This is a genomic window from Butyrivibrio sp., assembly GCF_015056685.1.
Lineage (GTDB): Bacteria > Bacillota > Clostridia > Lachnospirales > Lachnospiraceae > Butyrivibrio.
On the sequence record NZ_SVFW01000009.1, the window covers coordinates 44732 to 59013 of the forward strand.

The window sequence follows — 14282 nt, forward strand, 5'->3', positions numbered from 1 at the left end:
TGATCATTTCCTTTTTTGTTATTTATCATTTACGGCTTCGCAAGAAGTCGTCGATAGCACCTGTAAGCTTTTCTTTAGGCATAGATTTAAGAAGGTATTTCTCAGGTTTGAGATTGACTACCTTCATAACGCTTTCCTTATCATCTTTTGCTGTAAGGAAAATAACAGGAGTGTGTTTAAGTTTTGAATTACCCCTGATCTCTTTGAGCACCTCAGGTCCACTCATAACCGGCATTTCATAATCCAGAAGAATAAGATCCACAGGATTCTGTGCCAGGAAAGAAAGTGCGATCTTACCTGAGCTTGCCATGTAAACATGATACTTGACCGACAGCCATGTCTTCATCATTCTGAGCATGGTACCGTCATCATCTATTATTAGAATCTTTTTTCTTAAACTCTCATCAACTGCGCTGTATTCTACCACAGAGTCAAGATGTTCCGCAAGAAGCTTTACATCCAAAGGTCTAAGATATGTCTCCTGAACCTTCTCTTTGGCGATATAATTAAGAGCAAGAGTCAGCTCATCTCTGTTTCCGATAAGATAAAGCATGAAACGCTCTGTATCAATAGCTTCATTAAGATATTTGAAAAGGTTCACGTCGTCCATGGTCATGTCGCCAAGGTACAGAAGATAGATGCTTGGTTTATCTTCTACTTCCTTTATTGCTTTTTCATATGGCGCAACACTTATAACTTCATAATCTTCTTTCTGAAGACCTACAACAATGGCATTAACCATGAAACTCTTGGTATGTCCAATCAGGAATGCTTTCTTTTCCATATCAGTTCCTTTCGATTTTCCGCTTTCTATTACAGTATATTCAAAAGCCCATCTCTGTCAACCGCTCCCATAAGGCGCTTAATTTCGCTATGTTTTGAAGCATACTCCTGTGGAATGCGATAGTCTTCAAGCATTTTCATTATGTCATCAGCACTGTCAAAATATGATGCAGAAACAAATTCTTTTATGGAAGCATATGCGCTCTCAAGCTCAGAGGCATCTATTTCAGGTTTATCATTATCTTCTTCCTGAGTAAGCGAAGAAAGCTTTACGTTATAACTTCTATAAAGATTCAAAAGCTCAGGAGTCAGTTTCTTTATTTCCTCTATGTTCTCGTCATTGCCGCACTGTTCAAGATATTCAGCCTTATCAGCAAGGTCTATCGCGCCAATTGCCCTGGCCGAGCTCTTTAGTCCATGAACATAGATGGTATAGTTCTTGATATTTCCCTCAGCCTCGTATCTTTCAATAAGACCAGACCTCTCATCAATAGCAAGTTTGAAATCTTTCATTACTTCTTTTGCCACATCAGCAGAACCGCACCTTGCAATAGCTGTCTCTATATCTATGCCGCTGACTTTCAGGATATCCTGCATAGCCTCTTTATCCGTTTCTTTTTCTTCTTCCTCATTTGAAACGAAGTCATTGTCACCCGGTCTTGAAACCTTGAAAGATGGCAGGTAACTCATTATCATGTCTTCGAGTTTTATAGGATCTACAGGCTTTGACATGTAATTGGTGAAGCCTTCCTTGAAGTACATCTCTCTGGATCCCGATACCGCATTGGCTGTAAGCGCAATTACCGGAGTCTTCTTGTTGAGATTGCCGCTAAGCTCCTCCATTGCATGGAAGGTCTGAATACCATCCATCTCAGGCATTCTGTGATCCAAAAAGATAATGTCATATCTGTTTTTGGTCACAAGATCAAGGGCCTCCATTCCACTGGTTGCAGTATCAACAACTATCTGAGTCTTCTTTAGAAGTCCCTCTACAACCGTCAGGTTAGTCCTTGTGTCATCAACAACAAGTATCCTTGCATCAGGCGCATGGAAGGTTTCATGGTAATCATGAGTATCCTTTACCGCCTCATTGTAAGCCTCACTGAAATTACCGATAGGCTCCATATCCACAACTTTTTGAGCTATAGCAAAAGAAAACTCGGATCCTTTTCCATACTCACTTTTTACTTTGAGCTCTGAATCCATCATGGACAAGAGGCTGTTTACAATGTTGATTCCAAGTCCGGAGCCTTCTATTGTCCTGTTTCTCTTTTCATCAATTCTTTCAAAAGCTCCGGAAAGCTTATCAATATCCTCTTCCTTGATTCCAATTCCGGTGTCAGTTACCTTTACTTCAAGAAGAATCTTGTTTTCATCATAGGCATCCTCTGGATTTTCAGCCTCAATGTTCTTATAAGTAATATCAATGGTAACGCTGCCCACTTCGGTATATTTTATAGCATTCGTAACAATATTGATGATGCACTGTTTTATACGAACCTCATCACCATAAAGAACATGTGGGATTTCTTCTTCAACATTTACGATCATCTCAAGGTTCTTCTCAACAGCCCTGACTCTTGCCATATTGACGACGTCATTGATAAGAGACCTGAGTTCGTACTCAACAGGGATTATCTCCAGTTTTCCTGCTTCTATCTTGGAAAAATCAAGGACATCATTAATTAGCGCCAAAAGAGTCTTACCTGAACTCTGAATGTCTTTTGCATACTGGATCACAGTACTGTCGTTTGATTCCCTGAGTATCATCTCATCAAATCCAAGAACTGCATTAATAGGAGTTCTGATCTCATGAGATATGTTTGAAAGGAACCGCGATTTAGCCTCATTGGCGCTCTTTTCGATATTCAGCTGATCCTCTATACTCTGCCTTGTTTTTACAAGTTCAATGTATTCCATCAATCTGTATATAGTCAGGTCTACAGCGTGGTATAATTCTTCGATTTCATCGCCGGTGCTTATATGCAGATCATGAACTTCCTTCACATTCGCATTAATATCGATATCATTGGAGTTATAGATTTCCGTGACAGCCTTGGATAAACTCCTTATAGGTCTTGCGATTCTGCGCTGGGCATATCTGTTAACAAATAATGCAAGTGGAATTACTATAATCGAGATAAGCATGGCAAGCTTCACACCAAAGGCTGTACTTCCAAGCTGATATCCATTAGTCTCAAGTTCCTCAGTGCTTGCGATAACATCATCCATCATAGTGATACTTACTCTGCTCTCAAGCATCTCAGCATTGGAGACATCGCGCCATCTTTCATCAATAGCAGAGTTTTCCGCAGTACTCTCAATGGATTTCACCTTCATTGTAGGTATAAGGGTATTTGATGCCAGTTCTGCTGAAAAGCCAAGAACAATGGCCTCGAACACGATAATCTGCATGACTACCGCGCCAATCTTGGATTTTCCTTCAACCTCGTATCTCTCATCTTCATCAAGAATTGAAGGATCCACGTAATACTTTCCATTTCCAAGCTTTAGCTTTTTTTCTGTGGGCATGAACCTGAAAAATGCATACACTATCAGACACCCGATAAAACACCCCGGTGCCTCATTAAAAAAGAAATATACATGTTTAAGTCCTGAAAAATCTGCCAGACTCTTTCCTGCCAAAAGGAACAGGATGATTCCCCAGAAATTACCTGTAAGGATCTGCAAAAATACAGCTGTTAATAATGTTTTTGGAATATTAGCAAAGAATTTCCTTCTGGCGAGCATGTCTGTCACGCAGCAGACCAAAAGGTAAATAAAACATAGATAAGAAAAGCTGCTATAAGCAATAGATTTATAGATAAACACAACAAGCACACTGATCATTCCGGGCACAGCCCCTCCAAGGGCTGTAACCAGAATGATCGGGATGTATTTGAAAATATAGTAAACACCGGCAACGACCTGATTCATATCGTCAACGTACAGTATCTGCCTGTTGTAAAGTATCGTAAAAAACGATGCTAAAACAATCATGAAAAGGTCTATCAGTACTTTTTCCGGAATCTTCCTATTCTTTTTCATAAAAGCCTCTAAAGTCTGTATCACATGTGTCCATCACGATGCATAGAAAACTTATCCATCGGATAGTTTTTCAGGTTCTCCAAAACTTTTCTGTCATCTGCTTTTGAAAGCAGTGTCTCCCTGGCCTTAGTAATCTCCGTATAATGTTTATGTCTCGACGGGCCACCAACGCATCCGCCCGGGCAAACCATTCCTTCAACGAAATCTTCAGGAAGCTTGCCAACCTTTAAGAGTGTGAGTGCTTTTTTACATTCTGCGCCGCCTGCTGCTCGAAGGAGCTTTAGCTGTGAAGTATCTACTCCTCTCTCCTGCATGCACTCTATAACTGCATTTGCTACGCCGCCGCTTGTGGCAAATCTCTTTCCCCAGATAGATGATTCCTGATATTCATCAGAAACAGGCTCAAATTTAATATCTTTTGATCTCATGAGAGCTCTAAGTTCACCATATGTAACTACATAATCAGCATTCCCAGGTATTGATTTATCCTGCGCTTCAGATTTTTTAGCTATACAAGGTCCCACAAATACTGTCACGCATCCGGGTCTTGTTGCCTTTAAATATCTTGAGATGGCGCACATAGGAGAAACTGTGCTGGACATATTGTCCCTGTACTGATCTGGGAAGTGCTTTTTTAGCATATTTATAAATGCAGGACAACAGGAGGTTGTCATCTTATGTCCTTTTTCAAAAGCTTCTGTCCACTCCTCAGACTCGTAAGCAGCTGTCATATCTCCGCCAAGTCCAACCTCAACCATATCGGCAAAGCCTATCTTTTTAAGGCCCTCTTTTATGGACGCCATGCTAATGTCTTCGCCAAACTGACCTTCCGTTGCCGGAGCGCACATTGCAATTACTTCCTTGCCTGCCTTTATCTCTTTTATGATATCAACCAGGAAAGTCTTACTGCCTATAGCCGCGAACGGACAGCTGTGTATGCAGTGGCCGCACTGAATGCATTTATCCTCATCAATCTTGCAGTAGCCATATTCATCGTATGTGATGGCACCTACAGGACATGCCTTCTTACATGGTCTTTCGAGATGCACGATCGCGTTATAAGGACAGGCGTTAGCGCACATTCCGCACTCTTTACACTTGGCCGGGTCAATGTGCATATGCGTATCACCGGGTGTTATGGCTCCAAACTTACACGAATTAAGACACGCTTTTCCCATACAGAATCTGCAGTTATCAGTAACAGAATATGCTGAAATAGGACACTCATCACAAGCCGGGTCAATTACCTGAACAATATTCTCAGAATCCGGATTATATGACGGATTCTTGGCCTGAGCCAGTCTTATTCTCTGTCTTACAATTTCTCTTTCCTTGTAAACACAGCATCTGTAAGATGGCTTAGGTCCGGGAATGATCTTAAGGATGAGCTCCTCAATATGTTCAGGATCATTTTTGCCATCCCATTCAAGTCGGCAGACCTGCTCCATGATATTGTGCTTAAAACGATTCATACTTTCGTCATTTGTAACCATAAAAATCCCCTTTTTTTGTTACTGTTCAGTTCCTGAATAGTAACTTCATTTCTTATTAATCATACTTGCCAGATACCCTGCGCCAAATCCGTTGTCTATATTGACAACACTTACCCCACTGGCGCATGAATTGAGCATGGATAAAAGAGCTGCAAGTCCGCCAAAAGCTGCTCCATAGCCTACACTTGTAGGAACAGCAATGACCGGGCAGTCTGCCAATCCGCCCACAACACTTGCAAGTGCGCCCTCCATTCCTGCAATAGCAATAATGACATTGGCGCTCATAATATGCTCCATGCTCTCTTTATTTATAAGTCGGTGTATTCCTGCCACACCAACATCATAAAGCCTTACTACATTATTCCCCAGAAATTCCGCTGTCCTGGCGGCTTCTTCCGCAACAGGCATATCGCTTGTTCCACCCGTTGCAACAACTATTTTTCCAACTGCCTTGGATTTATCAGGCATTTGACCTGCTATGCCAATTTTGCTGAGCTCATCATAGTTAAGCTCAAGTCCATCGTCTTTTTTGTTCTGTAAAAAGAAATCCTTTGCCTCCACAGACATTCTCGTGATAAGAACACTTTGTTGCCCGTGAGATAGAAGTTTTTTGGTTATCTCAAGGATCTGGTCAGGAGTCTTACCCTGTCCATATATGACTTCAGGAGCTCCCTGCCGTAAACCTCTGTGAAAATCAGGCTTTGCAAACCCCATATCCTCAAATGGCGCTTCTTTTAGCTTAAGTAGCGCATCATCTATCGAACTTTCGCCCTTTTTAACAGATTCCAAAAGCTCCTTTATAGCTTTTTCGTCCATTTTTATTCTCCTTAGATTGCCTTTCAGGGCATACTTTCCATTTATAATATTCTATCATAACAAGAGTATAAATAATTATAAAAAAAATCATAAAAGACCAAGTGCTGTTATGAACATAAAATTATGATATAATCAGTTTCGCATTTTCGTTTTATAAAAAGGGAGGTTCTTTATGAATATTCATCTTTGTAAAGGTGACGAAACACTGGATCAGGCACTTGAATACGTCAATGAGCACGACAGTGAAGGAAGAAAATACACTTTCGATAAGGACGCTGACAGATGCTACATAGGGGATGAAGCCTTTGCGAGCGCACCTGTTCTTATAAATTACAAAAACACATATTATGCTTTGCACGAAGTATAAGAATAAATATCAAAAAAAGTAAAAGGAAAGAATAATGGACTCTATCAAGAATGCTATCAAAGATTATTTCACTCAAAAAGACTTCAAAAAGCGCCTCATTTTAATGCTTGTCGGCGTTTTTCTCATGGGATTTTTCCTATCCTTCCTCATTGAAGTTGACCTGGGAACAGACCCATGCACATTTATGAATCTCACCATTTCAAGGCGTCTTGGGATTCTTCTTGGAACCTGGCAGCTTGCTCTTAACACAGTTCTTTTCATATTCGTCATAATTTGGGGAAGAAAATATATTGGACTTGGAACCATTGCAAACATGGTTTTTGTAGGATACATAGCTGACTTTTTCTGTTTTGTATGGAGCAAAACGATCCCAGAAAGATTCTTTACTGTTTTTCCTTCAAGAGCAATCATTTTCGTAATTGCCCTATTTTGCTTCATTGTTGCCGTATCGTTTTATATCAATGCAGCCATGGGAGTTGCCCCATACGATGCAATGCCTCAGATAATATCTGACAAAGTATTAAAAAAGGTGAAGTTCACCTACATAAGAATGGCATACGACTTTTTGGTCATCATTGTTGGAGTCTTATTTGGTGGCACACCAAACATAGGAATCATCCTTATGGCGCTGTTCCTTGGCCCCGTCATAACAGTCGTAGGTAAAAAACTAAACGACTACATTTTTCATCTTTAATTTAAGAAAAGTAAGAGCTGTGAATGATTTCTCATTTCACAGCTCTTTTTATCTCATTATGCTCTGATCTTTACAAAAGCCACTGGCTTTTTCTCTTCAACATGCTCTGTTCTGCGAACCAGGTCAGTTGTGTGAACTGTGTACTCTGATTCCTCTTCCTCATCGAACATGTTTCCTGAGCCCAGCATATCAAGCGCTTTAAACTTGCCGTATGATAAGTTCTGCTCCTTTGCCTTAATCGCATCAGTCATAATTGCAATGCAACTCTGGCTCATGCCTGTTTTTGTCTTTGCGGAACGTCTCATTATTAAATTCCTCCATCTCATAAGAAAATTTTTTTCATCAGATGAAACGGCGTGTAAAGTAACTTTTTCAGGCCCCTCAACCTATTGTATCTCTACACCATTTTTTCATCTAATGGGTACATTATATACCATGCCCTTATAAAATGGTAGACGCTTTACTGTTTTAAAATATTAAATTTTTATGAAATAAAATTTCATCTTTGTACTTTAATTCGATCATCTCCGGCCAGATAATTAAGCAGAGCCTGCCTTGCATGCTCTTTATCAGTGGCCTCTACGCTTACCAGGAACTGATAGGTATGCTTCTTACCTCCCTCCATCTGACTAAGCCTTTCAGCCTCTGCGATAGATTTGTCCCTTGTGTCCTCGCTTGTCATCTCCATTATGTCGTTGATGGCAAATGTCTTAAATATCTCTTTGTATTTTTCATCAGTAAGATACTTGTCAATAAGCGATATAGTGTTTCCAAGGTTTAAGTATGCTCCGTGAAGAAAGCTCTCCATGTCAAGGATCTCACCATTTTTATTGCTGGTCTCTTCATCCCAGGAAAGTTCCTGGTTCATGATCTCTTCTGTCTTATCCATGTTGGCTTTTTGCCAATCCATAACATACCACTTCCAGATCTGAAGACGTTTTCTGTTCACGTCCTCATCACTAAGTTCAGCCATTTTCTGAACAGCATGTCTTACGCCTCTTGAAATGAGAGCATCATTAGAATTGGCTATTTCATATTTGCGGCTCTGCACCTCTGCTTTCTTTACTGTATTTTCAATTTTAAGTCCCAGTTCCCCATCCGATATACGTATGAGAAAAAGAGAATAATCTCCATGACGTGCAATCACAACAGGTCTTTCAACAAGAATAGTATCCTTAAACTCGTTAAATGACTTGAGAACATCATCATTTTGAATATAACGAAAGGTTCTGCTCATTTAATTCCCCTTTTTAAGGTATTGTTCCTTAAATTTATCAATTCTGCAGGGTCTTCCCAAAAGGTAGCCCATCATCTCTGATATAGGATAGCTCCTGGCTATTCTCAAAGTCTCCTCATCTTCTATACCCGTATAGCAGGTTCTGATTCCAAGCCTGTGGGTAAAAGAAGTGATTGCCTCCACCATGTACTTGTTAGTAAGATTTCCGGCTATTCCGCCAGTCACTGCAGGTACAAGGTTTACCAGATCAATTGGTAAATGTCTTACATAATCCAGAGAAGCAAAGTCAGAAACATCAAGTCCCACCTTTATTCCACATGATTTCAAAAACTCTATCTGGCTCTTTAAATGTTCCATTCCGAGCTGTCTGCTACTCTGTGCCATCTCAAGACATAAACCTGTAGCAGGATAACTTATTTTTCTCAAAATTTCAATAAGGGTAGTTCTGAAATCTGACCTCTCAAGCTGCATAAATGCAAGGTTTACGCACAAATAAAAATCTCTTTTTTCTTTTCTGATCTCTATGGCATCCCTAAGAGCATTTTCTAAAATCCAGTTCCCAAGTGTATAAAATACGCTATCCTGTTCAAGCCATGGCAAAAACTCTGCCGGCGACACTTCGCCAAATGGCTCTTTTTTCCACCTTAGAAAAACTTCCATACCAACAATTTTTTCCTCTGTAACAGAAAAGATCGGTTGGTATTCCAAATGGAAACCTTCAAATCCATTTAAGATGCAATTTCTTACTGTATCCACAAGTTCTATGCTGCTTTTATTATTATCAAGCTGATCATTGTGGAAAATTATCAAATTTCCATGTCTCTGGGTCTTGGAATAATCAAGGGCATATTTGGCACTGATATAAATTGAATGTTCATCTATGCCAAAATCTGTCGAGATTATGGCTCCGCCGCCCAGTTCTGCTCCTATTCTTTTTCCCTCAAGACTTAAGTTCTCTCGGGTAAAAAGTCTGAGCCTTCCATAAAGCTTTTTTACCTCGTCTATATTCATGGTCTCACTAATAAGGGCCATGATCGTTCCTTCGCCCCTATAAGCTTTACCCATATTCTCAGATTCCTGTTTTAGCTTGACTGCAAGTGCCCTCAAAATGTTATTGCCGCGCATGTAACCGTATTTTCTGTTTACATCAGCAAAATCAATGAAGTTTATCATCAATATGATATACTCTTTTTTCTGAGTCTTAAGGCTTCTCATGTGGTTGAGCATCTCATATTGATTAGGCAAAAGAGTTATCGGGTCATTGTTGTCAACAATACCTTTATTTATGATGGAACAAGCATAAAACACAGGTTTTCCTGCATAGTCTTTTATGACCACTCCTCTGCAGGAGCAGACTACAAATTCTCCGTTGCGGTTTTTAGCTCTGTACTCAATATTGGGTTCAACCTTTTCTCCTGCAAAAGCCGCATTTATATACTCGTTGTATTTATCTTTGTCATCCCCATGGATTCTGGTTTCCCAGACACTTGCCGCATTATAGATGTATTCTCCTGCAAGGCCAAAGTATTCAACTGCGTTCTTTGACCACCTCGCTATGTTCCTCGACATGTCATACACATAAACATAACGGCTTCTGGATGTTACAGCGAAAGTGTCAAAAATCCTGTTTATGGTATCGTATGTTCCTCCCATTTTTGTCTATCCCCCGTATGCCTTTTATTATCTGAAATCTCTGGCAGTAACTCTTCCCTTCTCCTGTCCTGTAAGTCTTTTAGCCTTCAAAAGTCTCTTGTTATAGTACATTGCGTCATCCGCTTTTTTCACTACATCTTCAAACTTAGTGCCATCTTCAGGACAACGCGCATATCCGGCACTTATGGATGCATTTAGCTTTATCTCTCCTATTGTCACTTCTCTTCCTACATTTTCGCGCATCCTGGCAATAACACCCTCAAAGAACTTCCTGTCATGGGTGCCATGGATAACCACTACAAATTCATCTCCGCCTATTCTAAAAGCCCTGTCTTTTTCACGAATGCTGTTCTGAAGCCTCTTGGCAACAATATTTAGAAGTGCATCGCCTGTTTCGTGGCCATATGTATCATTTACCTGTTTAAAATCGTTAAGGTCAATATAGATAAGGCCATATGGAAGCTTTTTCTTGGAAAGCTCTTCCATATGTTCCTGGTAACTTCTTGGATTGTAAAGATTCGTCAGCGCATCTCTGTAAGACATGACTTCCAGCTCTTTTGCGTTGGCCTGAAGAGATGTATAAGCTGCAACAAGCATCGCCAGAAGAATACTTATCATAACAACTAATATCAGTACACCAGCAATCTCATAAAGCTCCATCCAGTTGCCCATAGGAGCAATAGAAAGTGTCCAGTAACTTCCTCCTACAGTGCTTATCATGGCTTCCACAGGCGCTGCAAGCGCTCTTTCAGAATACTCCATGATGATCTGTGTCTTACCTGTTACAACATCAGTACCTGTAAGCTTATATTCATAGTTTTCTTCTGCCAGACCTTTAGTATTTACTTCCGACAGGAAATTGGAAAGATTTATAGTAACTGAAGCAAAGCCCCAGAAGTTATCGGTAGTTTTTTCATCACCTAAATAGATTGGCCTTCTGATGATAATGCCATAATTCCCATCAGAAAGATTGACCGGAGTCATTATGATACCCACGCCGGTATTCCTACTGTTATCCGCATGGATCTTATTCTGAGAATCACTAAACAGATCTATTCTTTCAGATACTCCGCTATTCATAGGATACAAATAGCTGATAACACCATTGGGCGCAAGGGTTATATCAACCACATCGATATTATCATCAAAGAGCGCTTCACCTATCTTTTGGAATTCTTCCTGGGTTATCTCTCCGTTACTGCTTCTGACCTGAATTTCCAGGATGCGTGTGATGTACTCCCTGTTTTTAATTTCAGTCTGGATTCTATTTGCGATAGATTCCGCAATAAAAGTAGCCCTTTCTCGCCTAATCCTTGAAGTATTAGTCAAAAAGGCCATTGCCAACAATGTTGTTATTATTAGTGAGATTGCAAAAGTGATAAGTCCTAATCTGATGCTACGTTTTTTGGACATTCATACCTCCAAATAAGAGCTGTTCACAAAATCCCGTGCCATTTTTACCTATACATAGTAATTATATCATACTTTTGCATCAAAAATATTTCAGTCAACTGTCTATACGGAATAGATTCATTATTAAATTTGCTAAAAAAAGAATCAGCCCACAGATTTTTTATTCTGTCAGCTGATTCTTTTTCGCAGTATCTAAGTTCGAACTCAAATACAATATTATATTTAATTATTTAACAACGATATTTACGATACGACCGGGAACATAAATCTCTTTTACAATGTTCTTACCTTCAAGTTTGTCTGCGATAAGCTCTTTACCCTTGGCAATTACTTCATCCTTAGGATCTTCCTTGCCAATTGCAAGAGTTGCCTTAACCTTACCATTGATCTGAACAGCAATCTCCACTGTGTCTTCTACGCACTTAGCCTCGTCATAGGTTGGCCACGCTTCATAAGCAATTGTGTCATCATGACCAAGGATCTGCCACATTTCTTCACCAATATGTGGGCAAATGCATGAAAGCATCTTAATAAAGTTCTCAGCGTACTCTCTTGGACAGCTTCCCTCTTTGTAAACAGCATTAACAAAGATCATCATCTGTGCAATGGCTGTATTAAATGCCAAAGCCTCGAAGTCATTTGTTACTTTCTTTACAGTCTGATGATAAACTTTTTCAAGATTACCATTGTTTTCATCTGTGATATTGCTCTCTTCAGTGAAGAATGAATATACACGGTTAAGGAACTTTCTCGCTCCTGTTACGTTATTGGAATTCCATGGCTTTGACACTTCCAAAGGTCCCATGAACATCTCATAGAGTCTCAAAGTATCTGCACCATATTCCTCAACGATATCACTTGGATTAACAACAAATTCAGGGAAACGCTTACCCATCTTGATGCCGTTTTCACCAAGGATCATTCCCTGATGTACAAGCTTCTTAAATGGCTCTTTTACAGGAGAAAGGCCCTTGCTGTATAAGAAGCGGTTCCAAATACGTGAATACAACAAATGTCCAACTGCATGCTCAGGACCACCCACATAAAGGTCAACAGGCATCCAGTGCTTAAGAAGTTCCTGATTGGCAAACTCCTTGTCATTGTCAGGGTCGATATATCTCATGTAGTACCATGAAGATCCGGCTGAACCAGGCATTGTTGAAGTTTCTCTTGTGCCCTTAAGTCCGTTCTTATCATAATGCTTCCACTCAGTTGCATTCTCAAGAGGTGCCTGACCGCCATGTCCCTTATAGTCCTCAAGTTCAGGAAGTACTACAGGAAGTTCGCTGTCATCAAGGAACTGAATGCTTCCATCTTCCTTGTAAATACATGGAACAGGCTCACCCCAATAACGCTGTCTTGCAAAGATCCACTCACGGAAGTGGTAGTTAACTTTTTCTCTGGCAACGCCCATATCAACGAGCTTCTTTGTGATAGCTTTTTTAGCCTCTTCAACAGTCATTCCATTGAATTCTTCAGAATTCATAAGGATGCAGCCCTTACCGAGGTATTCTGTCTTTTCGAAAGCATGCTTTGTAACGTCTACAGTTCCTTCTGCATTGTTAATAACCTGAATAAGTGGAAGTCCATGAACTTCTGCATATTCAAAGTCTCTCTGATCATGAGTAGGAACAGCCATAACTGCACCTGTACCATAGCTTGCAAGTACGAAATCACCGATAAACAGTGGTACTTCTTTGCCATTTACAGGATTGATAGCATATATTCCCTTAAGAGGGCAACCTGACTTAGTCTTGTTAAGGTCTGTACGATCAAGATCGTTCTTCTTAAGAGTTTCATCGATATATGCCTGAACCTCTTCAGGATTCTCGACACGATCCATAAGACCCTTTACAATGTCTCCGTCCGGAGCAAGTACCATGAATGTAATACCGTAAATTGTCTCGATACAGGTTGTGAAGATAGAGAACTCTCCGCCGCCTACAATCTTAAAGTCAACTTCCACACCGGTTGACTTACCGATCCAGTTACGCTGGATTTCTTTTGTTGATTCAGGCCAGTCGATCTCGTTAAGGCCATCAAGAAGTTCTTCTGCAAAAGCCTGCTGGTCGATAACCCACTGTTTCATCATCTTTTTAACTACAGGGTATCCACCACGCTCAGACTTACCGTCGATAACTTCATCATTTGAAAGAACTGTTCCAAGCTCTTCGCACCAGTTAACCGGCATATCAATGTGCTTGGCATATCCGGCTTCATATAACTTTTTAAATATCCACTGTGTCCACTTATAAAACTTAGGATCACTTGTTGCGATCATCTTGGACCAGTCATAATCAAAACCAAGCTCTTTAAGCTGCTTGGAGAATGTCTGTATATTTTTCTCTGTAAAACCAGCAGGATGATTACCTGTTGTTACAGCATACTGCTCTGCAGGAAGTCCAAAAGAATCATATCCCATCGGATGCAAAACATTATATCCCTGCATACGCTTCATACGGGACATAATATCAGTAGCAGTATACCCTTCCGGATGACCTGCATGTAGGCCTACTCCTGATGGATATGGAAACATATCCAATGCATAATATTTTGGCTTGGAAAAATCCCACACGTCTGTCTTAAATGTTTCGTGTTCTTCCCAATACTTCTGCCACTTAGGTTCAACTGCGTGATGGTTGTATACTTCTGACATGAACTTACTACTCCTTTTGTTTTTTTCATATGGATACGTAACTATGCTCAATTAATTACCACGAATCATGCATAGATACTAAAAAATTTTACCACAAGTTGGTCTTATGTCAAACGGAGAAT

The 14282-nt window shown here is 40.1% G+C and carries 11 protein-coding genes; 2 read left to right on the forward strand and 9 right to left on the reverse strand.

What is annotated here, in order from left to right; all coding sequences use genetic code 11:
- Positions 1 to 25: 25 nt before the first annotated feature.
- The 4 genes from E7303_RS04780 to larB are packed head-to-tail and all read right to left on the reverse strand — an operon-like array spanning position 26 to position 6140.
- On the reverse strand, positions 26 to 784 hold the full coding sequence (locus tag E7303_RS04780) for a response regulator (RefSeq protein WP_292144086.1): 759 nt from the start codon (positions 782 to 784) through the stop codon (positions 26 to 28).
- 29 nt (positions 785 to 813) lie between these two features.
- Complete coding sequence (locus E7303_RS04785; protein WP_292144087.1) at positions 814 to 3831, reverse strand: response regulator; 3018 nt, start codon at positions 3829 to 3831, stop codon at positions 814 to 816.
- Between the two features lie 20 nt (positions 3832 to 3851).
- The gene (locus tag E7303_RS04790) at positions 3852 to 5324 is read right to left on the reverse strand and encodes a 4Fe-4S dicluster domain-containing protein (protein ID WP_292144088.1); all 1473 of its coding nucleotides are present in this window, start codon (positions 5322 to 5324) and stop codon (positions 3852 to 3854) included.
- Between the two features lie 45 nt (positions 5325 to 5369).
- Positions 5370 to 6140, reverse strand: a complete 771-nt coding sequence (gene larB / locus E7303_RS04795; RefSeq protein WP_292144089.1) for a nickel pincer cofactor biosynthesis protein LarB — start codon at positions 6138 to 6140, stop codon at positions 5370 to 5372.
- Between the two features lie 172 nt (positions 6141 to 6312).
- Here larB and E7303_RS04800 point away from each other — a divergent pair, with 172 nt between their 5' ends.
- Both E7303_RS04800 and E7303_RS04805 read left to right on the forward strand, forming a co-directional pair.
- Entirely contained in the window at positions 6313 to 6507 is a 195-nt protein-coding gene (locus tag E7303_RS04800; protein ID WP_292144090.1) for a hypothetical protein, read from the forward strand.
- 34 nt (positions 6508 to 6541) lie between these two features.
- Complete coding sequence (locus E7303_RS04805; protein WP_292144091.1) at positions 6542 to 7201, forward strand: YczE/YyaS/YitT family protein; 660 nt, start codon at positions 6542 to 6544, stop codon at positions 7199 to 7201.
- Between the two features lie 56 nt (positions 7202 to 7257).
- Here the strand turns inward: E7303_RS04805 and E7303_RS04810 are convergent, their stop codons facing one another.
- The 5 genes from E7303_RS04810 to leuS form a co-directional block, all read right to left on the reverse strand.
- Entirely contained in the window at positions 7258 to 7506 is a 249-nt protein-coding gene (locus E7303_RS04810; protein WP_022775401.1) for a hypothetical protein, read from the reverse strand.
- Between the two features lie 194 nt (positions 7507 to 7700).
- On the reverse strand, positions 7701 to 8438 hold the full coding sequence (locus tag E7303_RS04815) for a hypothetical protein (RefSeq protein WP_292144092.1): 738 nt from the start codon (positions 8436 to 8438) through the stop codon (positions 7701 to 7703).
- Entirely contained in the window at positions 8439 to 10091 is a 1653-nt protein-coding gene (locus E7303_RS04820) for a sensor domain-containing phosphodiesterase (protein ID WP_292144093.1), read from the reverse strand.
- A 27-nt stretch (positions 10092 to 10118) separates the two neighbouring features.
- Positions 10119 to 11504, reverse strand: coding sequence for a diguanylate cyclase domain-containing protein (locus E7303_RS04825; protein ID WP_292144094.1), 1386 nt, complete (start codon positions 11502 to 11504; stop codon positions 10119 to 10121).
- 226 nt (positions 11505 to 11730) lie between these two features.
- Positions 11731 to 14160: a leucine--tRNA ligase gene (leuS, locus tag E7303_RS04830; RefSeq protein ID WP_292144095.1), complete on the reverse strand. Its 2430-nt coding sequence runs from the start codon at positions 14158 to 14160 to the stop codon at positions 11731 to 11733.
- Positions 14161 to 14282: the final 122 nt, after the last annotated feature.

Excerpts from the sequence above, each read along its gene's own strand:
- E7303_RS04780 (WP_292144086.1), bottom strand. The coding sequence starts at position 784 with ATGGAAAAGAAAGCATTCCTGATTGGACATACCAAGAGTTTCATGGTT.
- E7303_RS04785 (WP_292144087.1), bottom strand. The coding sequence starts at position 3,831 with ATGAAAAAGAATAGGAAGATTCCGGAAAAAGTACTGATAGACCTTTTC.
- E7303_RS04790 (WP_292144088.1), bottom strand. The coding sequence starts at position 5,324 with ATGGTTACAAATGACGAAAGTATGAATCGTTTTAAGCACAATATCATG.
- larB (WP_292144089.1), bottom strand. The coding sequence starts at position 6,140 with ATGGACGAAAAAGCTATAAAGGAGCTTTTGGAATCTGTTAAAAAGGGC.
- E7303_RS04800 (WP_292144090.1), top strand. The coding sequence starts at position 6,313 with ATGAATATTCATCTTTGTAAAGGTGACGAAACACTGGATCAGGCACTT.
- E7303_RS04805 (WP_292144091.1), top strand. The coding sequence starts at position 6,542 with ATGGACTCTATCAAGAATGCTATCAAAGATTATTTCACTCAAAAAGAC.
- E7303_RS04810 (WP_022775401.1), bottom strand. The coding sequence starts at position 7,506 with ATGAGACGTTCCGCAAAGACAAAAACAGGCATGAGCCAGAGTTGCATT.
- E7303_RS04815 (WP_292144092.1), bottom strand. The coding sequence starts at position 8,438 with ATGAGCAGAACCTTTCGTTATATTCAAAATGATGATGTTCTCAAGTCA.
- E7303_RS04820 (WP_292144093.1), bottom strand. The coding sequence starts at position 10,091 with ATGGGAGGAACATACGATACCATAAACAGGATTTTTGACACTTTCGCT.
- E7303_RS04825 (WP_292144094.1), bottom strand. The coding sequence starts at position 11,504 with ATGTCCAAAAAACGTAGCATCAGATTAGGACTTATCACTTTTGCAATC.
- leuS (WP_292144095.1), bottom strand. The coding sequence starts at position 14,160 with ATGTCAGAAGTATACAACCATCACGCAGTTGAACCTAAGTGGCAGAAG.